The 25057-nt window shown below is 63.4% G+C and carries 19 protein-coding genes; 6 read left to right on the plus strand and 13 right to left on the minus strand.

All coding sequences use genetic code 11. The features are described 5' to 3' along the window. The first annotated feature begins 46 nt into the window (after positions 1 to 46). Positions 47 to 2212, plus strand: coding sequence for a methyl-accepting chemotaxis protein (locus XANALMUS060_RS22820; protein WP_045737899.1), 2166 nt, complete (start codon positions 47 to 49; stop codon positions 2210 to 2212). Positions 2213 to 2504: 292 nt separating this feature from the next. Here the strand turns inward: XANALMUS060_RS22820 and secF are convergent, their stop codons facing one another. From secF to XANALMUS060_RS07790, 6 genes are all read right to left on the minus strand, one after another. Next, positions 2505 to 3470 carry a protein translocase subunit SecF gene (gene secF, locus XANALMUS060_RS07765; protein ID WP_045727820.1) on the minus strand — a complete coding sequence of 322 codons (966 nt, stop codon included), beginning with the start codon at positions 3468 to 3470 and terminating at the stop codon, positions 2505 to 2507. A gap of 73 nt (positions 3471 to 3543) precedes the next feature. Then, complete coding sequence (gene secD / locus XANALMUS060_RS07770; protein WP_045737986.1) at positions 3544 to 5388, minus strand: protein translocase subunit SecD; 1845 nt, start codon at positions 5386 to 5388, stop codon at positions 3544 to 3546. Between the two features lie 56 nt (positions 5389 to 5444). Next, complete coding sequence (gene yajC / locus XANALMUS060_RS07775) at positions 5445 to 5789, minus strand: preprotein translocase subunit YajC (protein ID WP_045737900.1); 345 nt, start codon at positions 5787 to 5789, stop codon at positions 5445 to 5447. Positions 5790 to 6035: 246 nt separating this feature from the next. Then, a complete protein-coding gene (gene tgt, locus XANALMUS060_RS07780) occupies positions 6036 to 7175 on the minus strand; it encodes a tRNA guanosine(34) transglycosylase Tgt (RefSeq protein ID WP_045727823.1) in 1140 nt (379 codons plus the stop codon). Between the two features lie 64 nt (positions 7176 to 7239). Next, positions 7240 to 8292 carry a tRNA preQ1(34) S-adenosylmethionine ribosyltransferase-isomerase QueA gene (queA, locus tag XANALMUS060_RS07785; protein WP_045737987.1) on the minus strand — a complete coding sequence of 351 codons (1053 nt, stop codon included), beginning with the start codon at positions 8290 to 8292 and terminating at the stop codon, positions 7240 to 7242. Positions 8293 to 8405: 113 nt separating this feature from the next. After that, positions 8406 to 8837 (minus strand): Lrp/AsnC family transcriptional regulator, encoded by a 432-nt coding sequence (locus XANALMUS060_RS07790; RefSeq protein WP_045737901.1) that lies wholly within the window; start codon positions 8835 to 8837, stop codon positions 8406 to 8408. 129 nt (positions 8838 to 8966) lie between these two features. Between XANALMUS060_RS07790 and XANALMUS060_RS07795 the strand changes: the two genes are divergently transcribed. Beyond that, entirely contained in the window at positions 8967 to 10463 is a 1497-nt protein-coding gene (locus tag XANALMUS060_RS07795) for an aminotransferase class III-fold pyridoxal phosphate-dependent enzyme (RefSeq protein WP_045737902.1), read from the plus strand. A gap of 151 nt (positions 10464 to 10614) precedes the next feature. Here the strand turns inward: XANALMUS060_RS07795 and XANALMUS060_RS07800 are convergent, their stop codons facing one another. Both XANALMUS060_RS07800 and XANALMUS060_RS07805 read right to left on the minus strand, forming a co-directional pair. After that, positions 10615 to 12345 carry a glycoside hydrolase family 9 protein gene (locus tag XANALMUS060_RS07800; protein ID WP_082064984.1) on the minus strand — a complete coding sequence of 577 codons (1731 nt, stop codon included), beginning with the start codon at positions 12343 to 12345 and terminating at the stop codon, positions 10615 to 10617. A 70-nt stretch (positions 12346 to 12415) separates the two neighbouring features. Next, positions 12416 to 13309, minus strand: a complete 894-nt coding sequence (locus tag XANALMUS060_RS07805) for an MBL fold metallo-hydrolase (RefSeq protein ID WP_045737903.1) — start codon at positions 13307 to 13309, stop codon at positions 12416 to 12418. Between the two features lie 145 nt (positions 13310 to 13454). Between XANALMUS060_RS07805 and XANALMUS060_RS21225 the strand changes: the two genes are divergently transcribed. From XANALMUS060_RS21225 to XANALMUS060_RS07825, 3 genes are read left to right on the plus strand one after another with little or no spacing between them, the layout of a single operon-like run. Continuing rightward, on the plus strand, positions 13455 to 15095 hold the full coding sequence (locus XANALMUS060_RS21225; protein ID WP_200894022.1) for a ferritin-like protein: 1641 nt from the start codon (positions 13455 to 13457) through the stop codon (positions 15093 to 15095). A 9-nt stretch (positions 15096 to 15104) separates the two neighbouring features. Then, on the plus strand, positions 15105 to 17168 hold the full coding sequence (locus XANALMUS060_RS07820) for a LodA/GoxA family CTQ-dependent oxidase (protein WP_161795392.1): 2064 nt from the start codon (positions 15105 to 15107) through the stop codon (positions 17166 to 17168). Between the two features lie 3 nt (positions 17169 to 17171). Continuing rightward, the gene (locus tag XANALMUS060_RS07825) at positions 17172 to 18347 is read left to right on the plus strand and encodes an FAD-dependent monooxygenase (RefSeq protein ID WP_045737906.1); all 1176 of its coding nucleotides are present in this window, start codon (positions 17172 to 17174) and stop codon (positions 18345 to 18347) included. A 499-nt stretch (positions 18348 to 18846) separates the two neighbouring features. Here XANALMUS060_RS07825 and ggt read toward each other — a convergent pair whose 3' ends face one another. The 5 genes from ggt to rsmD all read right to left on the minus strand — a co-directional run bounded on the left by ggt (position 18847) and on the right by rsmD (position 22799). Then, positions 18847 to 20601, minus strand: a complete 1755-nt coding sequence (gene ggt / locus XANALMUS060_RS07830; protein ID WP_045737907.1) for a gamma-glutamyltransferase — start codon at positions 20599 to 20601, stop codon at positions 18847 to 18849. Further along, complete coding sequence (locus XANALMUS060_RS07835; RefSeq protein WP_045737908.1) at positions 20598 to 20885, minus strand: YfhL family 4Fe-4S dicluster ferredoxin; 288 nt, start codon at positions 20883 to 20885, stop codon at positions 20598 to 20600. The genes ggt and XANALMUS060_RS07835 overlap by 4 nt, the downstream gene beginning before the upstream one ends. Positions 20886 to 21155: 270 nt before the next feature. Continuing rightward, positions 21156 to 21650, minus strand: a complete 495-nt coding sequence (locus XANALMUS060_RS07840) for a hypothetical protein (RefSeq protein ID WP_045727833.1) — start codon at positions 21648 to 21650, stop codon at positions 21156 to 21158. A 40-nt stretch (positions 21651 to 21690) separates the two neighbouring features. Further along, entirely contained in the window at positions 21691 to 22197 is a 507-nt protein-coding gene (gene coaD, locus XANALMUS060_RS07845) for a pantetheine-phosphate adenylyltransferase (RefSeq protein WP_045737909.1), read from the minus strand. Further along, on the minus strand, positions 22194 to 22799 hold the full coding sequence (gene rsmD / locus XANALMUS060_RS07850; RefSeq protein ID WP_045737910.1) for a 16S rRNA (guanine(966)-N(2))-methyltransferase RsmD: 606 nt from the start codon (positions 22797 to 22799) through the stop codon (positions 22194 to 22196). Before rsmD ends, coaD begins: the two co-directional genes overlap by 4 nt. 215 nt (positions 22800 to 23014) lie before the next feature. On the opposite strand from rsmD, the gene htpG reads away from it, so the two are divergent. Beyond that, positions 23015 to 24919, plus strand: coding sequence for a molecular chaperone HtpG (htpG, locus tag XANALMUS060_RS07855; protein WP_045737911.1), 1905 nt, complete (start codon positions 23015 to 23017; stop codon positions 24917 to 24919). The last annotated feature ends 138 nt before the right edge of the window (positions 24920 to 25057 follow it).

A 25057-nucleotide genomic window follows, 5' to 3' on the forward strand; every position in this document is an offset into this window, starting at 1 on the left:
ATCACGCAGTCGATAGCTCGTACCTTCCGCTCGGAGATTTTACCAAATGTCGTTCAATCATCTCACCGTCAGCAAACGCCTGGCGATCGGCTTCTGCGGCGTGATCGCCATGTTATTGCTGGTCGGTATCGCCAGCCTGATCGGGTTCCGCAAGTTCATCGCAGCTGCGGCAATGGACGCGCATACCTACCAGGTCATCACCATGGGCGACCACATGCTGTTGAGCCTGCTCAATATCGAAAGCGGCGCGCGCGGCTTCGGCCTCACCAAGGACACCACCTATCTTGAGCCGTTCGAGCAGGGTAAACGCGAATTCCGCACGCAATGGCAGCAATCCAAACAGTTGACCGCAGACAATCCGACCCAGCAGACGCGTCTGCAAGCGATCGCGCAGTCCTACGAACAATTCCTCGCAATCCAGGAAAAGACGCTCGATCAGATCCGTGGAAACGCGAGCGATAGAACTTCCAGTCTGTCAACGCTCAACACCCAAGGCAAGCAGCAGATGGATGGACTGCGGGACAGTATCAGACAGTACGAAGCAACCGAACAGGAGTTGTTGAAAGTGCGCCAGGCAGCAAGCCAGGCGCGCGCGCACGCGGGCGAGTGGACCAACATCGGCGGCATGCTGATCGGCATTTTGGCAGCGATATCGCTCGGCCTACTGGTGCGCAACAGCCTGATGCGCCAGCTTGGTGGCGAGCCAGCCTATGCCGCCGAGGTCGTCCGCCGCATCGCCACTGGCGACCTGTCGCGGGACGTGCAACTGGCTACAACATCACCATCGTTGTTGAACGACATGCGACAGATGCAGGAGCAGTTACGCGCCGTGATCCAGGCGCAGACCGAGATGGCAGACCATCACGCAGCAGGACAAATCAGCTTCCGCATGGACGAGAAACACTTTCCTGGTGATTATGGGCGCATGGTGCGCGACGCCAATGCGCTGGTCCATCGCCACATCGACGTGAATCAGCGGGTGATCGCACTGATGGGCGAATACGCCGAGGGCGACCTGAGCCGCGACCTGGAGCAATTCCACGGCGAGATGGCGATCCTAACCGAGACCATGCACAAGGTGAAAGGCAACCTCGGTGCAATCAATCGCGAGATCGACGTCCTGGTCCGCGCGGCCGCACAGGGCGATTTCTCTCGGCGCGGCGACGAAACGCGTTTTGGTCATGCCTTCCGCTCCATGGTGACCAACCTCAATCGCATGATGGTTGATACCGAGACGAATCTGGCAGCGCTATCGCAGTTGCTACGCGCGATCGCCGCTGGCGATCTCACCCAACACATGCAGGGCGAATTCCACGGCGTTTTCGCACGCATGCGCGACGACGCCAACGCCACCGTCGGGCAATTGACCGAGATGGTCGGTCGCATCCAAACAGCATCCACGAGCATCGACAACGCCGCTGGCGAGATCGCCACTGGCAACAACGACCTATCGCGCCGCACCGAACAACAAGCCGCCAGCTTGGAGGAAACCGCGGCATCGATGGAAGAACTCACCTCCACCGTGAAGCAGAACGCCGAGAATGCACGCCAGGCCAATCAGTTGGCGGTTAGCGCCGCGTCGGTCGCTTCGCAAGGAGGCCAGGTGGTCGGCCAGGTCGTCAACACGATGAGTGGTATCGAATCTTCCTCAAAGCGCATCGCCGACATCATTAGCGTCATCGACGGCATTGCCTTCCAGACGAATATCCTCGCACTCAACGCGGCGGTGGAAGCGGCACGTGCCGGCGAACAGGGCCGCGGGTTCGCCGTGGTGGCCAGCGAAGTGCGTACCCTCGCACAACGTTCGGCCAATGCCGCAAAGGAAATCAAGGGCCTGATCGACGACTCGGTGAACCGCATCGCCGAAGGCTCGGTCCTGGTTGCCCGCGCAGGCACGACCATGCAGGAGGTCGTGGCCTCGGTACAGCGCGTCACCGACATCATGAGCGAGATCTCCGCGGCATCGCAGGAACAGTCGACTGGAATCGAGCAAGTCAATCAGACCATCGCCCAAATGGACGAAGCGACCCAGCAAAACGCCACGTTGGTCGAAGAGGCGACCGCTGCGGCACGCTCCATGGAACAGCAGGCAAACCAATTGGTTGAGATCGTCGGACAGTTCCATGTGCAAAGGGAAACCTATCCGACAGTGGCAAAGATGGTGGCGCGCGTCACTTCACGCGTGGCCCCAGCCATGCACGTCGCCTCCTGATCAGCAGCATGCACGGGGCGGTTCTGGCCGTCCCGTGTAACGCCGCTCACGGGAAAAACACCGCGCGCCGCTGCAACGACACAGAAATACATTCGCCCCTTATCCCTCTGCGCCAGAGGCAATGTCCGCTGTTCGGGCGCATCGGTCGCCACCGTTCCACCACACACGACACCTCAACAGGCATCCTGACTGCGCCCAAAAGAAAAGCCGCGCATTCGCGCGGCTCTTACAGATTGACGACAGCAGCAGAACCGGGCGTTGCTCGCGCGCCGGTCGGTCGTGGGCAGCGAGTTCACGGCCTGCGCGCCAGCGCCTCCACATCCTTGGTCTTTGGCAACAGGTCCTGCTTGGTCACCTGGAACGGACCGATCGACAACAACGGCACCGCCACGATCACCGAGGACACCACCACGATCACCGCACCGATCATGTGGGTCAGCGCCAAGCCTTGCATCGACGCGCCGCCGTACAAGTACAACGCCAACGCGGACAGGAAGAACATCACCGCCGTGATCACCGTGCGTGACAGGGTCTGGTTGATCGAACGATTCAACACCTCGACCGGCTCCACACGCAGGCTGCGGAAGTTCTCGCGCACGCGATCGAACACCACGATGATGTCGTTGATCGCAAAGCCCATCACCGACAACAGGCCGGCAAGCACAGTGAGATCGAACTCGCGACCGGTCAGCGAGATATACGCCACCGTCACCAGCAGATCGAACAACGCGGTCATGCTGGCCACGACCGCGAATTTCCATTCGAAACGGAAGGCGATGTAGATCAGGAAACCGACCAGCATGAACACCGTCGCGTAGACGCCGTTCAACGCCAGGTCCTTGCCGACCTGCGGCCCGACGAATTCGCCCGGTTGCACCGTCGCCGGGTTCTGCGGCGTCGTCACCGCGTTGCGCACCTGTTCGGCCAGGTTCTTGGTGATGTCCTCGTTATTGTGTTCGCCCTGCGGCTGCAGGCGGATCACCACCTGGTTGCCACTGCCGACATTCTGCACCTGCACGTTCTCGAAGCCGGCCTTGGCCAGCTGCGTGCGCACCTGATCCACGTCCACCGCCTTCTGGAAACTGGTCTGTACCAGCGCACCGCCGGTAAATTCCAATGCGTAATTGAAACCCTTGGCGAAGATGATCCCCAACGAGGCCAACGCCAACACCGCCATCAGCACCAGGGTCGGATGCCGCCAGCGCATGAAGTCGATCTTGGTGTCGTTCGGAATCAGGTGAAGCGGGAAAATTTTCATAGGATGCCGCTCTGCGTTTTTTGGGAGCCCGCGCCAACGGGCGCGGGTTCTTGCGAAGGATGGCGTGCGCGGCTCAAATCGCCACGGACTTGAGCTTCTTGCGACGGCCGTAGATCAGCACCGCCAGCGCACGCGACACGGTGATCGCGGTGAACATCGAGGCGAAGATGCCGATGATCATGGTCAACGCAAAACCCTTCAGCGGACCGGTGCCGAACGCGTAAAGCGCCACACCCACGATCAGCCCGGTGAGGTTGGCGTCGAGGATGGTGCCGCCGGCCTTTTCGTAACCGGCCGCGATCGCCGACTTGGGCGGCACGCCCAGGCGCAACTCTTCACGGATACGCTCGTTGATCAGCACGTTGGCGTCCACCGACAAGCCCACCGACAGGGCCAGACCGGCGAAGCCCGGCAAGGTCATGGTGGCCCCGAACAGCGACATCACCGAGACCACGATCAGCAGGTTCATCAACAACGCCACCGAGGTGATCGCGCCGAACATGCGGTAGTACACACCGAAGAACACCAGGGTGAACAGGAACGCGTAGACCACGGCGGTGATGCCACGCTCCACGTTCTCAGCGCCCAGGCTGGGACCGATCACATACTCCTCGACGAAGTCCATCGGCGCGGCCAGCGAACCGGCACGCAGCAACTTGGCCAGATTCTCGGCTTCGTTCTTCTCCAGCCCGGTGGTCTGGAAATTCTTGCCGAACACACCGGCGATGCGGGTCGGCGCCAGCGCCTCTTCCTTGACCCGCACGCTGCGCACTTCCTTGCCATCGACCATGGTCACGGTCGGAATGCGCTCGATGTAGACTACCGACATCAGCTTGCCGGTGTTGGCACTGGTGTAATCGAACATGCGCTGACCGGCCGCGTTGTTGAGCGTCACCGCCACCGCCGGCAGGCCGTTCTGGTCGGTGCTGACGCTGGCGTTGACCATTTGATCGCCCGACACCAGCACACGCTTGTTCAGCAGCACCGGCGCGCCATTGTCGCGCCGATAGTAGACCTTGGCATCGGGCGGAATATTGCCCGAGCGCACCGCATCATCGGCATTGCCGTCGACCACGCCACGGAACTCCAAGGTGGCGGTGGCACCGATCATGCGCTTGGCCTCGGCGGTGTCCTGCACACCCGGCAACTCGACCACGATGCGGTCCTCGCCCTGCCGCTGGATGATCGGCTCGGCCACGCCCAACTGGTTGACGCGGTTGCGCAGGGTGGTCAAGTTCTGCTCGATGGCGCCAGCGGCGATCTGCTTCAACTCGGCATCGGGCACGGTCACCGCGATGGTCTGCCCGGACACCGCATAGCTCAACGTTGGCTGCGCCTTGGCCAGAACCGCGCGTGCGGCGCTGGCATCGGCGCCCTCGCCCAGGTTGGCCTGGATGCTGTTGTCTGGGCGACGCTCCACCGAACGGTAGGCAATGTGGTTATCGCGCAACGTGGTGCGGAGGTCTTCGGCGAAGGCATCCAAGCGTTTCTCCAGCGCGGCCTTCTGATCCACCTGCAGCGCGAAATGCACACCGCCGACCAGGTCCAGGCCCAGCACCATCGGCTTGCCGCCGAGCTTGGACAGCCAACCTGGCACCGTCGAGGCCAGGTTCAACGCCACCGTGTAGTTCTCGCCCACCTGTTCACGCAGGATGTCGTTGGCGCGAGTCTGCGCCTGCAAGCTCGGCAACCGCACCATCAGGCTGTCGCCTTCGTTGGCGACCGATTTTGCGGTGATCCCGGCCGCCTTCAGGTCGGCGAGGACCCGTTCGCGCAGGGCATCATCGAGCTTGCCACCGCGACTGGCGGTGATCTGGACCGACGGATCCTTCTGGTACACGTTCGGCAGCGCATACAACGCGCTCAACGCCAGCACGATCAGGATGAGGACATACTTCCAGCGCGGAAACTCGAGCATTGCGGGACCCCGCACGACGCCACGCCGGCGTCGCGCCTAGCAGTAGGAGGAATGGATCAGGCGGACTTCAGCGTGCCCTTCGGCAGCACGTTGCTGATGGCACCCTTCTGCACACGGATGCGCACGTTGTCGGCCACTTCCACGGTGATGAAGTTGTCGCCGATGTCCACGACCACGCCGGCCACGCCACCGGAGGTAATGACCTCGTCGCCGCGACCGAGCTTGTCCAGCATCGACTTGTGTTCTTTCTGCCGCTTCATCTGCGGGCGGATCATCGCGAAGTACATCACCGCAATCAGGATGACGGGCAACAGGAACATCTGCAGACCACCACCGGCAGATGCGGTGCCGCCGGCGGTCTGTGCTTGGGCGGCGGGAATCAGGAAATCGAGCGGATTCATCGGGTATGTCCTATAAGTTTGTGCAGCCCGCGCCCTCAGGGGGCGGAGCGCTGGTTTGCCGGGAGGCAGCAAGCAGCCGCCGATTATGCCACGATCTGCCTTCACTCTCCCAAACCGCCACCGGAGCCTACCCTGCCCCGGGACAAAGGCGAATGCGGTTCCGCAGAAGCACGCCATCCGAGACGAGCAGAACGTCACAACGCAGTACGACCGCCTGCCCACGCGCGCGACGAAAAGCCTGACCGACTACTCCGATGGAAGCGGTGTCGCCTCGACCCCGCGCGCCATATAGAAGGACCGCCTGAACTGGGCAAAGGTTCCTGCCGCAATCGCAGCACGCATCTGCGCCATGAGATTTTGGTAGTACCAGAGGTTATGCAAGGTTCCCAGCATCGGCGCCAGCATCTCGTTACAGCGATCCAGATGGCGCAGATAGGCACGCGTATAGCCGTTGCTGCAGGCATAGCAACCACAACCCGGCTCGATCGGGTCCAGGTCGCGCTCGTATTTGGCGTTGCGGATGCGCACCGTGCCGAAGGAAGTGAAGTAATGGCCATTGCGCGCATTGCGGGTCGGCATCACGCAATCGAACATGTCCACGCCACGGGCCACGCCCTCGACCAGGTCCTCCGGGCGTCCCACGCCCATCAGGTAGCGCGGACGGTCGGCCGGCAACTGCGGGTGCAGGTGTTCGAGCATGGCGTTGCGCTCGTGCTCCGGCTCGCCCACCGCCAAGCCACCGATTGCGTAGCCGTCGAACCCAATCGTCTGCAAGCCCTCGATCGAACGGCTGCGCAGGTCCGCATGCACGCCACCCTGGACGATACCGAACAACGCCGCATCATTGCCCAGCGCGTCGTGCGCGTTGCGCGAGCGCTGCGCCCAGCGCAGGCTCAGCTCCATCGAGCGCCGCGCCACGTCTTCTGTGGCCGGGTATGGCGTGCACTCGTCGAAAATCATCACGATGTCCGAGTCGAGCACCTGCTGAATCTGCATGCTCTCCTCCGGGCCGAGGAACACCTTGGCGCCATCGGTGGGGGCGGCGAAGGTCACGCCCTGCTCGCTGATCTTGCGCCGATGCGCCAGCGAGAACACCTGGAATCCACCGGAATCGGTCAGGATCGGCCCATCCCAGCGAGCGAAGCCGTGCAGGCCGCCATGGTCGCCAATCACCTGCAAACCCGGCCGCAGATACAAGTGGAAGGTGTTGCCGAGAATGATCTGTGCCCCCAGCGCTTTGATCTGCTCGGGCAGCACACCCTTGACCGAGCCGTAGGTGCCGACCGGCATGAACGCGGGCGTCTCCACGGTCCCGCGCGGGAAAGTCAGGCGACCGCGGCGCGCGGCGCCATCGGTGGTGTGGAGTTGAAACTGCAATCGGGACATGGCGCTGGAAGGCGAAAAAGCGGAAATGGGAAACAGCAATGGACACCGCAACGGCAACGAGGCGCTAGGACTCCACCTCGGCCAGGGACGCCTGCGCACTCCACAACAACATGGCATCGCCGTAGCTGAAAAAGCGGTAGCGCTGCGCAATCGCGTGACGGTAGGCATCGAAGATCCGCTCGCGGCCAGCGAAGGCAGCGACCATCATCATCAACGTGCTTTCCGGCAAATGGAAATTGGTCACCATCGCATCGACGCTGCGGATACGGTAACCGGGCAGGATGAAGATCTGCGTCTCGCCGGCGAACGGATGCAACTCGCCGTCCTTGGACGCGCTTTCCAGCGCGCGCACCACCGTGGTTCCGACCGCGATCACGCGCCCGCCAGCGGCGCGGGTGCGGCGGACCTGCTCGACCAGACTAGCGCCGACGTTGAGCCATTCGCGGTGCATCCGATGCTGTTCCAGCGCCTCCACGCGCACCGGCTGAAAGGTCCCGGCACCGACATGCAGGGTGATGTGGCCGACCTCCACGCCACCTGCCTGCAGTTCCTGCAACAGCGGCACATCGAAATGCAGCCCTGCGGTCGGCGCGGCGACGGCACCGGCCTCGCGCGCGAACACCGTTTGGTAGCGCTCGCGATCCTCCAACCCCGGCTCGCGCCGGATATACGGTGGCAACGGCAGCCGCCCGGCCTGCTGCAGCCAGTGTTCCAACGTGCCATCGACATGGAACCGCAACTGGTAGAACACGCCATCGCGGCTCAGCACCTCCGCCTCGCCGCCAGCGTCCAGGGCGATGCGCGCACCGACCTTGGGCGACTTGCTCACGCCAAGTTGCGCGCGCGCGCACTGACCACCGAGCAGGCGCTCGATCAGGATCTCGACCCGCCCGCCGCTGTGCTTCTGCCCGAACAAACGCGCCGGGATCACCCGCGTATCGTTGAAAATCAACAGGTCGCCCGCACGCAGCAACTGCGGCAAGTCGCGCACCTGACGGTCCTGAAATGGCGCTGGAGCCGGCGGCACACACAACAGACGACTGGCCGAGCGCTCGGCCAACGGCGCCTGCGCGATCAGCTCCTCGGGCAGGTCGTAGTGGAAATCGGATTTCTTCAAGGCCGGCGAATCGCAGAACCAGGGCCGAGCATTGTAGCCGGCAACGGCATCGCCGCCGGGTACCCCCATGCGAGAGCGGCTCTAAACGCAATCGCAGTGCCAGGCGCCACGGCTCAACGCTCGAACTTGGTCGCCAGGATGATCGACGAGGTGGTGCGCTCCACCCCATCCAACGCGCCGATGCGGTCGGTCAGTTCGTCCATCTCGTTGACCGCCGGCACCACACCCAGCGCGATCAGGTCGTAGGAACCACTGACCGAATGCAACACGCGCAGCGCATCGATCTCGCGCAGCGCCTTGACCACCGAGGTCATTTTTTTCGGCGACACGGTGATGAGGATATGCGCACGGATCGCGCCCTGTTCGTAGTCGTCGCGGGTACGCACGGCATAGCCGCAAATCACCCCCTCCCGCTCCAGGCGCTCGATCCGGCTCTGCACCGTGGTACGCGACACGCCGAGCCGACGCGCGATCTGCGCGGTGGATGCGCGCGCATCCTCGCGCAGAAGCGACAGCAGGCGTTCGTCTGAGGCCGTGATCTTCATGGCAACCCATTTCGTCGATTCGACGAAATTACCTTATTTCCCCAGCAAATCAACGCTGTCACTCGACGGCCCCATTCGGATAATGGACTCAGGGCTAACCGCTGGACGATCCGTCATCAGGAGAACTTCATGAGCGTACTCAGCCTTCTCGCCTCGCTCCGCGCCCATGCCGGCGAACGCCTGACGCACGGCTTGGACGATGCCGACATTCTCCGTCTGGCGGCCTCGCATCCGCAGCTTAGCGCGGCGATCACGGCGGCGGCGGTCGAACATGATCACCTTATCAGGGAGTTCGGCGATCTGCTCGACCTCGACGAGGTGGCGCAGATGCGCACCATACAAGCGGGCTTGGTGAATTTTTACGCCGACGACGCGGTGACCCCCTATGTGCCACTGACCGCGCGCGGCCCATGGGTCGTCACACTGAAAGGCGCGGTGCTGTACGACGCCGGCGGCTACGGCATGCTCGGCTTCGGCCACACCCCGGAGGCAGTGCTGGAGGCGATGGCGCGGCCGCAGATGATGGCCAACGTGATGACCCCCAGCGTGTCGCAACTGCGCCTGACCCGCGCGCTGCGCGCGGAAATCGGCCACAGCCTTGGCGGCTGCCCGTACAGCAAATTCATGTGCCTCAACTCCGGGTCCGAAGCCGTCGGCCTGGCCGCGCGTATCGCCGACATCAATGCCAAACTGCAGACCGATCCCGGCGCGCGCCATGCCGGCGCCAAGATCAAACGTGTCGTGGTGAAGGGCAGCTTCCACGGCCGCACCGACCGCCCCGGCCTGTACTCCGATTCCAGCCGCAAGACTTATCTGCGGCACCTGGCCAGCTATCGCGGTGAAGACTCGCTGATCGCAATCGCGCCCTACGACGTGGACGCACTGTGTCGTGTCTTTGCCGACGCCGCGCGGCACGACTGGTTCGTCGAGGCGGTCTTCCTGGAACCGGTGATGGGCGAAGGCGACCCCGGACGCGCGCTGCCAACGGACTTCTACGCCGCCGCGCGCGAACTCACCCGCGCGCATGGCAGCCTGTTACTGATCGATTCGATCCAGGCCGGGCTGCGCGCGCACGGCGTGTTGTCGATCGTGGACTATCCCGGCTTCGAGCGACTCGATCCGCCTGACATGGAAACCTATTCCAAGGCGCTCAACGCCGCGCAATATCCGCTGTCGGTGCTGGCACTCACCCAATCCGCCTCCCAGGTGTACCGCAAGGGGACCTACGGCAACACCATGACCACCAATCCTCGCGCGCTGGAGGTCGCCACCGCCACCCTGACGCAACTGACCCCGCAATTGCGCGCCAACATTCGCGAACGCGGGGCCGAAGCAGTGCGAAAACTGGACAGGCTCAAGGCGCAACTCGGCGGCGCGATCACGCATGTCCAGGGCACCGGCCTGCTGTTCTCCTGTGCGCTGGCACCGCAGTTCAAGTGTTGCGGCGCAGACTCCACCGAGCAATGGCTACGCCAGCACGGCGTCAACGTCATCCATGGTGGCGAGAATTCGCTACGCTTCACCCCGCATTTCGCGATGGACAGCGAGGAACTGGATCTGCTGATCGGCCTGATCGGCCGCGCGTTGCGCGAAGGACCGCAGATAGCGCAAACCTCGGCGGCCTGAGCCCACATGCGACAACGCTCGGCCGGTGCGCGATCCGAGCAACGCACACGCCGGGCACCTGTTCACCCGTTCGGGCTGAGGTCACATGCCAGGGCGCAGATCACAGCGCATGACCTCCCGCGGCAGCGTGACATTGGCGCACAACGATCATTCAGCGTTGCAACACCTGCACCGCCGTGCTGACGTACACCAACGGGGCATTCCAGTTGATCGCCACTTCGTTGGTCGCGTAGCTACACTCCTTGTCCAGGTAGGACAGCGCCGGCAGCGTCGAGGTGTAGGCATGCTTGCACATCTGTGCATCCTGCTGGCCCGGCTGCGGACCGCCGACGAGCAGGCCGGGCACCGGCGTGGCGAGGCCATCGGCGATGGAAATGCGGTGATGGATGTGCATCGGCGAACGCGCACCGATGCCGGTGACGAAGGACATCCCAAGTGGGTTGCGCCCGAGCACGTAGTCCAATTGCGACTGTGCGGCCTGCAGGTACTCTGGCTTGTGCTGCAGCTGATAGGCCTGCAGTAACAACATCGCCTGCCCCAGCACAGCGCTGTTGCTGCCCCATTGGAAATCCTGCGAGGTCATCGCGATCCGCCAAGCCGAGTGTTGCCAGACCTGCGTCAGATGGTCGGCCAAGCCTTCGATCTCACTGGCAATGCGCGCTTGGTCGGCATGCGGGGTCAACCGCGCGCGATGCTGCGCCAGTGACATCCAGGCCAAACCGCCAACATCGCGCCAATCCGGCACGTTGACCGGCACATGGCGCGCCATCGCCGCGTCGTAATACGCGTTGTCGGCGGTGGCCAGATATAACTCGGTGGCGGCCCAGGCGAACTCGTCGTCGAAGTGCTCGTCATCGTAACCGCCGGTATGCACATCGGGCGGTTGCCGATAGACCGCATCCGGGTGCGCCTGCGCCCAGGCCCAGGCGTGGCGCGCGGCTTTGAGCATGCGCGCGGACACCCCGCCGAATTGCGCATCGAACGGCGCGTAGATGCGACTGGCCTGCGCCATCACCGCCGCGAAGTCGAGCGTGGCCGCGGTGCTTTTCTGCACAACATAGCGCGGCGCGTTCGCCTGATCCGGCATCTGCATGCCGGAGAAATCCAGGTTGGTCAGTTTGTGGTAGACGCCGCCGTCGTGCGGGTCCTGCATCGCCAACAACCACTGCAGGTTCCAGTCGACTTCGCGCAGGATATCCGGCACTCCGCCGCCGCTGCCGGGAATACCTTCCTTGTGCGTGGCGAAATACGCGGGGAACTGCTCGTAGGCGGCCAGCAAGGTGTAGACGGTGATACCGGAATTGACCACGTACTTGTTGTAATCGCCAGCGTCGTACCAGCCCTTTGGCGCGGCGATCACGGTACCGGCCGGACGTGCAGGCGACGCCGCCGAAACATGGATGAGCACGTGGTCGTCGGGATGGCCGGACGCGCGCGCGTGGCGTCCGGCGTACTCGCCGGACAGCGCGGTACTGGCACGATTGTAGTAATAGGCCTTGAGCGCGGCGCGCGCGAGCGCGTCGTAGGCGTTCTCGGCGATGGCGAAATCGTCCGATGGCTTCAAACCGTCCACCCGTAGACGGTAGCGACCAGGGGCGCGCAAGGTAGAGAAATCGGCGATCCGTACCGTCTCCTGCGCAGGTGGCCAGAGCGCCGCAGCGCCGAGGGTACCGCGCAACACCACCTCGCCCGAGTCAGCACGCTCCACCACGAACGCGGTGCCATGACCATCCGGCACCACCGCCAGCTTGCTGGCAGCCGGCAGGAAACCGACCTGATTGAGCCGAATCGGCGATGGCGTGGCCTCGTCGGCACGCAACGCGCAACCGCCAACGAGCAGGCAGACCAGGGACAAGAACCATAGGTGATGGGATCGTTTCATATGCTGATACTCGCCGGCCACGATGACGGCTGCAAGCACGCCGTCGCCGTCCACCCTGCCATGGCGACGCTCAGCCTGCCAGCGCGTGTGCCTGCAGCGCCGGGAGTGCGTGCGTGGTCACGAAACGCCCCTTGGCATCGCGCTGCAAGTGCGCCAACGCACAATCCGGATCGTGGGTGAAGAACAGACGCACGTCGCGGGCTAGCGCATCCTCCAAGAACGCGCGCTTCTCGTCGATCAGCAGTTCGGCGTTGCGATCGTAGCCCATGGTGATCGGCACATGCACCCAGGAGCGGCCCGGAATCAGGTCGGCGCAGAACGCCATCCCGCCGTGCGCCTGACCATCGCCGGCATCGGCGGGACCGACGATCTCGGCCAGCATCAGCCCCGGCGTATGTCCGTCGCTGAAACGGAACCGCACCGCCTCGCCCAAGGTCTGCGAGTACGCACCGTCGACCAGTTCCAGGCGACCGCTGGCCTGGAGCAATCCAGGCAGTTCTGGGATGAAACTGGCCCGGTCGCGTGGATGCGGCTGCACCGCGCGCTGCCAGTGCGCCGTTCCCACCAAGAAGCGCGCATTGGGAAACAGCAACTGCGGCGCGGCTCCCTCGCGCCAGGGTGCCAGCAAACCACCGGCATGGTCGAAATGCAGATGACTCAGCACCACCACGTCGATGTCGTCGTGCGCAAAGCCGGCTGCCTGCAACGACTCCAGCAACACATGATGCGCCTCCAGCACGCCATAGCGCTCACGCAGCGCGGGTGGAAAGAACGCACCGATACCGGTCTCGAACAACACCGTCTTACCGGCCAGTGGGCTTGCCAACAACGCGCGGCAGGCCAAGGCGATGCGGTTGCTGTCATCGGGTGCAGCCCATTGCTGCCACATCGCCTTTGGCGCGTTGCCGAACATGGCGCCGCCATCGAGTTTCTGAGAATTACCTTGGATCGACCAGAGTTTCATTGCCAAATGCTAACGCATCGGCATTGGCGCATCTGCACCAATGCGGACTCACCTCCAATCGCTGCGGGTCGGCACCAAATCCACACTGGCCTCAATGGTGCATTCCTTGTGCAACAAAATGCAGTGCCCGCCGCAGTAATTCGCAATGCAGTTGAGCCCCCCCCTCGGCGAAAGCTCCGAAGGGGGTTTTGAAATGGCATCGCGCGTTCTGGTTGCGACACAGTTGGTGGCTGATCGTGCTCGGGGTACGCTCATATACCTCAGCGACGGCACGCATCGACTGCCGATTTTTACAGCGCATGGAGACGGTATGGTGCTGACAGATTCAGGCGTCTGGATGACATGGGCAACTCCACTCGGCCGTGAAGTGGTCCAGATCAGGTCGCCCGGACCACTTCACGAACACCGCTGTTGCGATCCAGAGTTGAACCTGCCCTACTCACCTTGTCTACCTAGCGCCGATGATAGTCAGCATACTCAATGCTTAGCTGGTCAGCGTAATGTAGTGATGTTAGTCCACGATGATCGCCGATACGCTGCTGACACCGCAGTCCGGCACCGATCCGCAACGGCCGGCCTCGGCAACTTGGCAAATACCAAGCTGGAAACCTATTTCCAGAACAGCCACAGCGACTCGCCAAACCCATCGCGGTCGCAGCCTAGTTGTCTCGTCTGCCATATCGTCGTCGTCATCTCCAGCAATGCGATCCCGGCCAGTTGCAAAGGTGAAGACCAACTCACCCGGCGACAACAGCTTCGGGTTCAGCAGGCTAAGCAATCCCCCGACGCTCAACCAAAGTTCCAAAGAGACCCCATGAAACAACGAACGCTCGCCACGCCGCTGACCTGGAACAAGCCATTGCTGTACCAGCACCTGCAAGGGGCGATGGACCTGGAACTGTGGACCATCCCCTACTACCTAACCGTGCTTTACTCGATCAAGGACGTCAGTTCGGTCCCCTACCGGCTGATCCAGTCGGCGGTATACCAGGAAATGCTGCATGTACAACTGGTCAGCAACATCGCCAATGCCTACGGCTATTCACCAACGCTGACCATACCTGTCTATCAAGGCACTGCGGTCCCGCATCTGGACTTCAACTTAGACACGCCCAACCCTACCGAGGAATTCAACCCATATAGCGCCGAACTGGGGCCGCTGGACGCGACGCGCATCAACACCATGTGCCTGATCGAATATCCGCAATGGCTGACAGAACGCGAGCCGGACCTGTCCGACACACAACAGAAATACGGTTCGATCGGCGAGTTCTACGCTGCACTGCGCAACGGCATGGCGGAACTTCGCCAGCATGTGCAGGGCGGCGTGCGCCAAATGGACGAGTTCGGCCCGTTCTACCAGAAAGCCGGCAACCTGACAGTGAGCGAATATGGCGACGCCGGCTTTCGTCAGGCACTGACCCTGACCGACATCATCATGGATCAGGGCGAAGGCCAGACTGAGGCAAACGAAACCGTGACCGCGCCATACCAGAGCACCGCCGACAGCTTCCACAACGCTTGGTCGCACTTCCAGAAGTTCGACTACGTGCGCTGCTTGCCACAATGTCCAGACACCTATAGCGGGCAAGCCAACCCCGCAAAAGATACGCCGGGATATGCGGCACAGCAGATACTGATCCGAGATTTCGCTTCGTTCCTTGGGACATTGAATGGAATTTTCCGCGGCGAACAGATCCCCCCCGCATTCGGCGTGCAAATGGCAAAACTCGGCGGCGATGTGCTGTCGTGCTGGCAGCACAACGCAATCCCACGTTTTTCCTAAGAGGCGCCTATGTCGATATCCAAGGCAGTGTTTCGCATCCATCCGGCGTTCGGCATCGCGCGGGTAGGCAACAGCGAAGAGTTTTATCTCGGACCGGAAACGATGGCGGGCTTGCCTATCCCCGAAGGGATCGACACCGGCAATCCGAATGTCAGCGGCGGCCTGCCGATCAAGCCGGATACCGAGGCCGAGGTCATCTCCAGCAACGATCTGCGCGACCGCAGCGGCCGCATGAAGCGGCAGGCAGCGCGGTTCCGCATCTATCACTATCCATCCGGCAGCAGCGACAACTATCCCAGTGGCGCCGGCAACGAAGTGGTCGTGGGCACGAAAGTGGGCAACAAACGGGTGCGCGATATCGTCTGGACCGTGCACCTTGCCAACAAGAAAGCCAACGCGCACGTACTCAATGACGAGCTCGGCATAGCGGTCTACGAATCGGCCAACGCCGCGCAGCTACGCCTGCGCAATGCCGCCGAGGGCAGCGATCCGAACAACGCCGCGCGCCTGAAGAAGCTTGTGATCGATCCCGGTCCGCGGGCCATTCGTGGCACACAATCGGAGGGTGTGCATCTGGACAAGGCGACCGTCGCCAGCTATGCAGATGCCGACACGACCATCCGGCCGATGCCCTACTACCCCAAATCGTTTCCGGACGATGGGTTCGCCAAGCTCTATACCCCCACCGGCAAGATCGAGACACTGGGCGAGCTGCGCACCGACGCGCGGGGCCGCCTGCTGGTGTTGCCGGGCTTTGGTCGCGCCTGCAGTTGGCTGCAAGCGGACGGTACGCCGTTCCCGTTGCTCAGCGGCGTGATCGCCCCGAACGAATATGGCGACGTCAATGCCGACGGCTGGTTCGACGACACCGGCGACGGCCCGGTCTCGGCGCTGATCGTGTTCGATGACGACAGCATCGCCGAGGTGGTGCCGGCCTGGGCCATCACCACCGATCCGAGCTACGCCCCCCAGGCACTGAACGTGGTGAGCCTGTGGGACGACATCTACGACACCTGGGTCAGGCGCATGAAATTAGTGCCGTCTCTGTTCAAGAATCGCTTCGACTCCAAGTTCCGGCCATCGTTCGCAGATCACTTGCAACCGATCTTTCGCGCGCCGGCACTGCAACGCTGGAATAGTAACCTGCCGCAGCGCGCGATCGCCGCGCACGACGCCGTCGGCGCGATCAGCGCACACAACGCACCGGCCGAGACGATCATGAATGGGCTGGCCTACGTGCGCGATCCAAACCCAGCGGCGCAATCGAACATCGGCGCACCGTTCATGCCCTTGGCGATGGGTGACGTTGGCAAAGCGTTCCTGACGGTGACGCAGACCCAATACTTTTTCCTCAGCCAGTGGAACCGCGGCGAATTCGAGGCCGAGGCGCAGATCGAATTCGGGCCTGGCGAGTACCTGGACCGCGCAGTGATGGTCAACTGCCAGGGCGGAAGCTTCGCTCCCGGCATCGAGATGACTTTCGTCGTGCGCGATCCGGCGCTCTACCGCGCCGACTGGCAAAGCAGCGGCTGCGGGCCATTCCGAATTCGAGCACGTGCGATGGACTACGCCAGCGTGCAATACGGCCAGCCATTTCTGAGCGTTGGCTATATCCCCTACCAACCCGGTCCGGATGGCATCGACCCCGCGCCGCTGGAGCCAGGCGACCTCTCCAAGTTCATGTCGGTTCCTTGGCAAACCGACTACAACGCCTGCGCGACGTTCACTGCCGACCCGAATCCGGACAACAGCACCACACTTTACTGGGCCTGGCCAGCACAGCGCCCATTCACCGTGCATGTGGCCACCGATGTCAGGGACGGCAAGCCAGGCCCGCAACGCTATTCCATTCGCGGTGCGGGCACCACATCCGACGATCTGAGTAACGCTGGCCGCTTCCAAAACCATATCGACATGGTGAACAACTGGCACCGCATCGGCTTCGTCATCCAGGGCAGCGCGATCGCCGGCGATATCCGCTACAGCCCGGACATGTACCTGGAAGTGGCCAGTCAACTGGACGAACCGGAGATCGCGCCCTGGCCGATGAATTCCAACAGCGCGGACACTTGAAGCATGAATACCCACTGCGACGTGGCGGTCATCGGCGCAGGGCCGGCGGGATGCGCGGCGGCCATCGCGTTGCGCCGTGCCGGCGTCGGCAGCGTGGTGCTGATCGATGCAGGCGACGGCCAGCACCCGCGTTACGGCGAGAGCCTGCCGCCAGCGACCGGCCTGCTGCTGCATGCGCTGGGCGTGGCCGATACCTTCGCTGCGCTGGACATGCGCAGATGCATCGGCAACGCCTCGTCATGGGGCGCGCAAACGTTGGGCTACAACGACTTCCTGTTCGATCCACACGGGCCCGGTTGGCAGGTGGATCGCCGCGATTTCGATGCGTTCCTGCTGCAACAGGCGCGCAGCGGCGGTACCAGCGTGCGCTTGCATACCCGCCTGGAGAGTGTCTCCGACGCGGACCCGGATGGCCTGCGACTGCGCTTGCGCTCGCACGGTGCGGCGCTGACCACGCTGCATGCCCGTTTCGCCGTCGATGCCAGCGGCCAACGCGCACGGCTGGCACAGGCGCTGGGCGCCGAACGCGTCACCGGTGATCGCCTGATTTGCCTTGCCGCGCTGTTGCCGGTGGACACCACGAGGAAACTCGGGCAACGCTCGCTGCTCGAAGCGGTCGACTATGGCTGGTGGTATGCGGCACCGCTGACGTCCGGCGAAGCCATCGTCGTCCTCGCCACCGATGCGGCGGTCCTGCGCGAACAGCGTCTGCAAGAACCCGCGCGATGGTCGGTACAGTTGGCAAAAACCCACCATATCGGTGCCACCGTCGGCTGGATGCGCAGGGCACCACCAGACTGTCTGTCCACGCGCCAAGCGCGCTCTGCACGATTGAGCCACTGCGGTGGAGCACGCTGGCTGGCGATCGGCGATGCGGCCTCCAGCTACGATCCGCTGTCCTCGCAAGGCGTGCACAAGGCATTGGCCGATGCGGTCGCAGCCGCCCCGCGCATTTGCGCCGTGCTCGAACGGCCTCAGGACGCCGCAGTGATGGAGCAGGCACAACAGATGCTGGCGCGTTTCGAAGGCTACCAGCGCATGCGCGAGCATTTCTATCGACAGGAAGCACGCTGGCCGAATGCGCCATTCTGGCGCCGGCGCCGTGCCGCGCAAATACCTGCCCCGCCCCCCACGGACCATTACCCTATGAAAACCCGCCGCATGAATGTATCGCTTTGACACATCATCAATACACCACAATACCCACGGCATATGTTCATGCTGGGACGACGCTGCACCTGAGCCACATGCCGATGTTCGGCAAGCAGGATCACATCACTAGCAATTGATGCTACAGGTCGGCCTTGACTCGGATGTGATGCAACGCTAACGGGCTGACAAAGCCGGCCATCGGCAACAGACATTACTGTGCAATAACAGCGGTGCGGACATCTTCAGAGTACTCGACGGTAACCAGACCAGCGACAGCGGCCTTGCCGCCGAAGACATGTTGGTCCCGTCGCCGGCCATCCGTTCTCGCTGCAAGCCCTGAGCTGGGTCGCAACGCAGGAGCCGATCCGGATCACCCATTTGCGCCAGTTGTGGGAGTTCCGCGAGATCGATGGCAAGGCAGCGTCGGCTGAACAACGCTAACGTTGTCGCCCGCGCGACGCGCAGGCTTGCCCGGACGCAAGCCATGTAGCTCGGCACCAGGACCGCTGCCGCACGCATCGCATGGTCAGTGCGCCGGCATTGCCAGTTGCACCTCGGCACTGCCGACCTTGTTGCGCGGGTCGCTGGCGGCACCCAGCTCGTTGCGGTGTTTGTCCCATTCCACTGTCTGCAGATTGCCCCAGACATGGCTGGAACCGCGCCCATCCTTGGCACTGTCGCCAGGCAGCTTGAGCGGATGGCCCATCGCCTTCAGCCCCTGCACGGTGGCCGCATCGAAGGTGCCGCTCTCGGCCTCGATCGTGTCCGGCAACCACTGGTGGTGGTAGCGCGGCAGCGCGGCGACCTGTTGCGGATCCAGGCCGTCGTCGTAGCCGAGGATGCCGAGCAGGACCATGGTGATGATGCGACTGCCGCCCGGGGTACCGAGTACGATCGCCTTGTCCGCATTCTCCATGAAGGTCGGCGTCATCGAACTGAGCGGGCGCTTGCCCGGTTTGGGGGCATTGGCCACATAGCCCATCACCCCGAACACATTGGGTGTGCCCGGGCGCAGCGCGAAGTCGTCCATCTCGTCGTTGAGTAGCACGCCGGTGCCCTTGGGAATCAGCCCGGAGCCATACAACAGATTGACCGTCTGGGTGGCGCCGACGCGATTACCTTCGCGGTCGATGATCGAAAAATGCGTGGTCTCATCGTCTTCCAGCGGAGTCGGCTGACCCGACAGCAAGTCGCTAGGCGTGGCCTTGTCCGGGTTGATGGTCGAGCGCAGGCCGACCGCATAGTCCTTGCTCAGCAAGACCCGCTGCGGCACCACGGTGAAATCCGGGTCGCCCAGGAAGAAGGTACGGTCGCGGTAGGCACGGCGCATCGCTTCCACCGTCAGATGGATACGGTGCACCGGGTCCATCGCCTTGAGGTCGTAGCCTTCCAGGATCTGCAGCATGCTGGCCAGGGCAATCCCACCGGAAGACGGCGGCGGCGCCGTGGTAATGGTCCAGCCCTTGTAGTCGAAGCGAATCGGGGTGCGCTGTTTGACCCTGTAGCTGGCCAACTCGTCAGCGGTCCAGCGGCCACCGGCCTGCTTGACCCCGGCCAGCAGCTTCTTGGCGGTGACGCCACGATAAAAGCCGTCGAAGCCCTTGTCGGCCAGCAACTGCAAGGTGACGGCCAGTTCCGGCTGCTTGAACAGATCGCCCTCGGCAATCGGCCGGCCATGGCGTAGATAGACCTCGCGCGTGCCCTGATAACGCTCCATCACCTTGCGCCGGGCCTGATAGCCCTCGGCCATGCGCGCGTACACCGGAAAGCCCTCCCTGGCGATGCGGATTGCTGGCGCCAGCGACTGCCGCAGCGGCAGCCGACCATGCCGGGTCGCCAACTCCACCAGCGCCGCCGGCAGGCCGGGAATACCAGCGGACCATGGGCCGTTGACCGAGCGGTCGTGGTCCAGTGCGCCCTTGGCGTCGAGGAATCTGTCCGGCGTCGCCGATTCTGGCGCGACTTCGCGCGCATCCAGCATCGTGTCCTGGCCCGTGCTGGCATCGTGGAGGAGAAAGAAACCGCCACCACCAAGACCGGAACTGATCGGCTCGACCACAGACAGCGTCGAGGACACCGCCACCGCCGCATCGAAGGCATTGCCGCCCTCGCGCAGGATCTGCAGGCCCGCCTCGGTGGCGAGGTGGTGGCCGCTGGCGATCGCGTCACCGGGCGGATGCACCACCGGCGCAGTGGCGCTCGCGGCGCGCGGCACCTGCGCCCACGCCGATGGCATCAGCATCCAGACAAGCAACAAAACACGAAGAATATGACGCCTCATGCGCAACTCCCGGTATCTTGCGGATACAGCTCGGGGTTCTCGCGGCGCAAGCGCGCCAGCTTGGCGAGCAACTGCGGATGGGTTTCCGGCACCGCAGGATCCGGATCGATACACTCCACCGGGCACACCACCACGCACTGCGGCTCATCGAAATGGCCGACGCATTCGGTGCAACGAGCCGGATCGATCACGTAGATCGTCTCGCCCATGGAGATGGCCTGATTTGGGCAGGCCGGTTCGCAAACGTCGCAGTTGACGCAGAGCGCGTTGATCTTGAGGGACATAGTGCGCCATCGGACCGTGACCGGGGCATCTTACCGGATCGCGACGGCACGGCCATGCGCTACCTCGAATAACCATGCCATGGCGCGTGCTATGACGCGAACCCAGCCATGGCGGCACCGCGGGCGATGACGGCAGACAACCCGCGCAATCGTGCACAGAGCAGGCGCAGCATGACCACCGTTGATCGCCTGCGCCTGCGCCGTCGCCCGTTGCGGGCGATGCGCCGATGACGCCGCCGACGCGCGCAACGCGCGCCGGCGATGCCCGGCTTACTTGGCCTCGACGAAGATGTAATCGGCGCCGGTCGGCTTCACCACTGCCTCGACACGGGCATTATCCGCCGGGGCACCGATATAGACCACGCGCACGCCCTTCATGCTGTTCGGCTCGACCTTGGCGAAGACCGCGGCGATCAGGTCGGCCATCTTGGACGATGCAGAGGAGCCGAACGCCAGCATGTTCCCCGACTGAATACCACGACCGATGGCGGTGGTGGCGCTTTCGACCTGACGATCGTACTTGGCCTGGAACTCGGCATCGGACTCCGGCGGCAAGTAGTACAGGAACGGGCTGTTGGTGACGTTGCCCATGTTCTGGATCGCCACTTCCTGCAGATATTTTTTCCAACCGGCATCGTCGTCCTTGGCCGGGGCGGTCAGCGCCGGTTGCGCATCGGCGACCGGCTTGGCCGCCTCTTCCTTTTTGCAGGCGCTCACGCCCAGGGCCAACGAGACAATCAATAACGCGCGTGCGGTGGTCTTCATGGAACGGTTTCCTCTGTGTAGTCGATGAATGACGGGCGGCTCAGGCCCGCGTCGCTGCCTGGCGGGCCTGAACCAGCGCTTGCAGCACCGACGGCGGAACAAAGCCGGACACGTCCCCGCCAAGGCGCGCAATCTCGCGCACCAGCGAGGACGAGATGAAACTATGTTGCTCGGCCGGAGTGAGGAACAGCGTCTCCACCTCCGGGATCAGATGCCGGTTCATGCTCGCCATCTGGAACTCGTACTCGAAATCGGACACCGCGCGCAAACCGCGCAGCAGGACCCCGCCCCCGACCGAACGCACGAAATGCGCCAGCAGCGTATCGAAGCCGATCACCTCCACGTTGCGGTGTCCGGCCAGCGCCTCGCGGGCCAGGGCCACGCGCAATTCCAGCGACAGGGTCGGCCCCTTGGACGGACTCTGCGCCACGCCGACCACCACCTGCTCGAACAGCGGCGCGGCCCGATTGACCAGATCGATGTGCCCGTTGGTGATCGGATCGAAGGTGCCGGGATACACGGCGATGCGGCTATGGGCCACGGTCATGCGTTGGATACCGCGTGAAAGTCGCCGGGCAGTGTAGCAGCGGTACGTCGGTACAGGGCAGCGCGGACCTCGCGGCTACCGCCCTGCCGGTATAACGCCCAGCCGACCGGTAGTGCCGGCACTTGCCCGGCGGGCGATTCCAAGTACAGCCAGGCATCGGGCGCCAACCGCGCCGGCAAACGCTGCAACGCCGCTTCCCACAGACCCGCAGTGAAAGGCGGATCGACGAAAGCAATGTCAACAGACGCATCGCCATCGTGCTCGGCCAGCCAGCGCAGCGCATCGCCCTGCACCACCTGCACCTGCGACTGCGCCTGCAATCTGCCGACGGTGGCGCGCAACTGCGCCGCCTGCGCCGGGTCGCGCTCGACCAGGCAAGCGCTGTGTGCGCCGCGCGACACCGCCTCCAGCCCCAGCGCGCCGCTGCCGGCGAACAGGTCCAACACGCGCGCACCCGGCAACATCGGCTGCAACCAATTGAACAGCGTCTCGCGGACCCGGTCGGAGGTCGGGCGCAACCCGGCCAAGTCCGGCACCGGCAACCGCGTATTGCGCCAACGCCCGCCGATGATGCGCACCTGCCCCGCGCCGGGACGGTTCATCGGCAGCCTCGCGCAGATTGGACAACAACAGAAACCAGGCGCGGGGTCGGCATCGACGGCAAACCGTGCGGAACGGAGCCGGGATGATAGACCAGCACGCTTGTCTGGCGTATGCGTGGCACACGGCTTGAAGCAGGCCACTGCCGCCACCATGTCCGCTGGCAGAGCCGCGCGCCCCTGTGCACGGCCATCCGTCCTCCATGGAGCACTTACCGATGAGCGTGGAAACCCAAAAAGAAACCCTGGGCTTTCAGACCGAGGTCAAACAACTGCTGCAGTTGATGATCCATTCGTTGTATTCCAACAAGGAGATCTTCCTGCGCGAGCTGATCTCCAATGCCTCCGACGCGGCCGACAAACTGCGCTTCGAGGCGCTGATCAAGCCAGAACTGCTGGACGGCGATGCGCAACTGCGTATCCGCATCGGCTTCGACAAGGACGCCGGCACCGTCACCATCGACGACAACGGCATCGGCATGAGCCGCGAGGAGATCGTCGCGCACCTGGGCACCATCGCCAAATCCGGCACGTCCGATTTCCTCAAGCACCTGTCCGGCGATCAGAAGAAGGATTCGCACCTGATCGGCCAGTTCGGCGTCGGCTTCTACAGCGCTTTCATCGTCGCCGATCAAGTGGACGTGTACAGCCGCCGCGCCGGGCTGCCGGCCAGCGACGGCGTGCACTGGTCCTCGCGTGGCGAAGGCGAGTTCGAGGTCGCCACCGTCGACAAGCCCGAGCGCGGCACCCGCATCGTGCTGCACTTGAAGGACGAAGAGAAAGGCTTCGCCGACGGCTGGAAATTGCGCAGTATCGTGCGCAAGTATTCCGACCACATCGCCCTGCCGATCGAACTGACCAAGGAACACTACGGCGAGGACAAGGACAAGCCGGAAACCCCGGAGTGGGAGACCGTCAATCGCGCCAGCGCGTTGTGGACGCGGCCGCGCAACGAGATCAAGGACGAGGAATATCAGGAACTGTACAAACACATCGCCCACGACCACGAAAACCCGGTGGCGTGGAGCCACAACAAGGTCGAAGGCAAACTGGAGTACACCTCGCTGCTGTACCTGCCCGGCCGCGCCCCGTTCGACCTGTACCAGCGCGATGCCTCGCGCGGGCTCAAGCTGTACGTGCAGCGCGTGTTCATCATGGACCAGGCCGAGCAGTTCCTGCCGCTGTATCTGCGTTTCATCAAGGGCATCGTCGATTCCAGCGACCTGTCGCTGAACGTATCGCGCGAAATCCTGCAATCGGGCCCCGTGATCGACTCGATGAAGTCGGCGCTGACCAAGCGCGCACTGGACATGCTGGAGAAGCTGGCCAAGGACGATCCCGAACGCTATCAGGGCGTGTGGAAGAACTTCGGTCAGGTGCTGAAGGAAGGCCCGGCCCAGGACTTTAGCAACCGCGAGAAGATCGCCGGCCTGCTGCGCTTCGCGTCTACCCACAGCGGCGACGACGCCCAGAACGTGTCCCTGGCCGACTACGTGGCGCGGATGAAGGACGGCCAGGACAAGCTGTACTACCTGACCGGCGAAAGCTATGCGCAGATCAAGGACAGCCCGCACCTGGAAGTGTTCCGCAAGAAGGGCATCGAAGTGCTCCTGCTCACCGACCGCATCGACGAGTGGCTGATGAGCTATCTCACCGAGTTCGACGGCAAATCCTTCGTCGATGTGGCGCGCGGCGACCTGGACCTGGGCCAGCTCGACAGCGAAGAAGAAAAGCAGGCGCAGGAAGAAGCGGCCAAGGCCAAGCAAGGGTTGGCCGAGCGCATCCAGCAGGTACTCAAGGACGAGGTCGCCGAGGTGCGGGTCTCGCACCGATTGACCGATTCACCGGCAATTCTTGCCATCGGCCAGGGCGATATGGGCCTGCAGATGCGGCAGATCCTGGAAGCCAGCGGGCAGAAGCTGCCGGAGAGCAAGCCGGTGTTCGAATTCAACCCCGCGCATCCGCTGATCGAGAAGCTGGATGCGGAACCGGATGTCGATCGCTTCGGTGATCTGGCCCGGGTGCTGTTCGATCAGGCGGCGCTGGCCGCTGGCGACAGCCTCAAGGACCCAGCCGCCTACGTGCGCCGGCTCAACAAGTTGTTGCTGGAATTGTCGGCGTAAGCGGTGGCGGGCCTGCATCGCTACGCCATGCAGGCCACAATGCACTGACGCTGAGAACGCAAGCGGAAACGAAAAAAGGGCCTGCGGGCCCTTTTTTCGTCCATCCTCGGCATCGACATCGGCTTGCAGGATGCGAGC

Origin of the sequence: Xanthomonas sp. MUS 060 (assembly GCF_000963215.1) — a bacterium.
Classification (GTDB): Bacteria; Pseudomonadota; Gammaproteobacteria; order Xanthomonadales; family Xanthomonadaceae; genus Xanthomonas_A.

What these genes read in the sequence shown, in the direction of transcription:
- XANALMUS060_RS22820 (WP_045737899.1), top strand. Translation starts at nt 47, where the DNA reads ATGTCGTTCAATCATCTCACCGTCAGCAAACGCCTGGCGATCGGCTTC.
- secF (WP_045727820.1), bottom strand. Translation starts at nt 3,470, where the DNA reads ATGAAAATTTTCCCGCTTCACCTGATTCCGAACGACACCAAGATCGAC.
- secD (WP_045737986.1), bottom strand. Translation starts at nt 5,388, where the DNA reads ATGCTCGAGTTTCCGCGCTGGAAGTATGTCCTCATCCTGATCGTGCTG.
- yajC (WP_045737900.1), bottom strand. Translation starts at nt 5,789, where the DNA reads ATGAATCCGCTCGATTTCCTGATTCCCGCCGCCCAAGCACAGACCGCC.
- tgt (WP_045727823.1), bottom strand. Translation starts at nt 7,175, where the DNA reads ATGTCCCGATTGCAGTTTCAACTCCACACCACCGATGGCGCCGCGCGC.
- XANALMUS060_RS07790 (WP_045737901.1), bottom strand. Translation starts at nt 8,837, where the DNA reads ATGAAGATCACGGCCTCAGACGAACGCCTGCTGTCGCTTCTGCGCGAG.
- XANALMUS060_RS07795 (WP_045737902.1), top strand. Translation starts at nt 8,967, where the DNA reads ATGAGCGTACTCAGCCTTCTCGCCTCGCTCCGCGCCCATGCCGGCGAA.
- XANALMUS060_RS07800 (WP_082064984.1), bottom strand. Translation starts at nt 12,345, where the DNA reads ATGAAACGATCCCATCACCTATGGTTCTTGTCCCTGGTCTGCCTGCTC.
- XANALMUS060_RS07805 (WP_045737903.1), bottom strand. Translation starts at nt 13,309, where the DNA reads ATGAAACTCTGGTCGATCCAAGGTAATTCTCAGAAACTCGATGGCGGC.
- XANALMUS060_RS21225 (WP_200894022.1), top strand. Translation starts at nt 13,455, where the DNA reads ATGCAGTTGAGCCCCCCCCTCGGCGAAAGCTCCGAAGGGGGTTTTGAA.
- XANALMUS060_RS07820 (WP_161795392.1), top strand. Translation starts at nt 15,105, where the DNA reads ATGTCGATATCCAAGGCAGTGTTTCGCATCCATCCGGCGTTCGGCATC.
- XANALMUS060_RS07825 (WP_045737906.1), top strand. Translation starts at nt 17,172, where the DNA reads ATGAATACCCACTGCGACGTGGCGGTCATCGGCGCAGGGCCGGCGGGA.
- ggt (WP_045737907.1), bottom strand. Translation starts at nt 20,601, where the DNA reads ATGAGGCGTCATATTCTTCGTGTTTTGTTGCTTGTCTGGATGCTGATG.
- XANALMUS060_RS07835 (WP_045737908.1), bottom strand. Translation starts at nt 20,885, where the DNA reads ATGTCCCTCAAGATCAACGCGCTCTGCGTCAACTGCGACGTTTGCGAA.
- XANALMUS060_RS07840 (WP_045727833.1), bottom strand. Translation starts at nt 21,650, where the DNA reads ATGAAGACCACCGCACGCGCGTTATTGATTGTCTCGTTGGCCCTGGGC.
- coaD (WP_045737909.1), bottom strand. Translation starts at nt 22,197, where the DNA reads ATGACCGTGGCCCATAGCCGCATCGCCGTGTATCCCGGCACCTTCGAT.
- rsmD (WP_045737910.1), bottom strand. Translation starts at nt 22,799, where the DNA reads ATGAACCGTCCCGGCGCGGGGCAGGTGCGCATCATCGGCGGGCGTTGG.
- htpG (WP_045737911.1), top strand. Translation starts at nt 23,015, where the DNA reads ATGAGCGTGGAAACCCAAAAAGAAACCCTGGGCTTTCAGACCGAGGTC.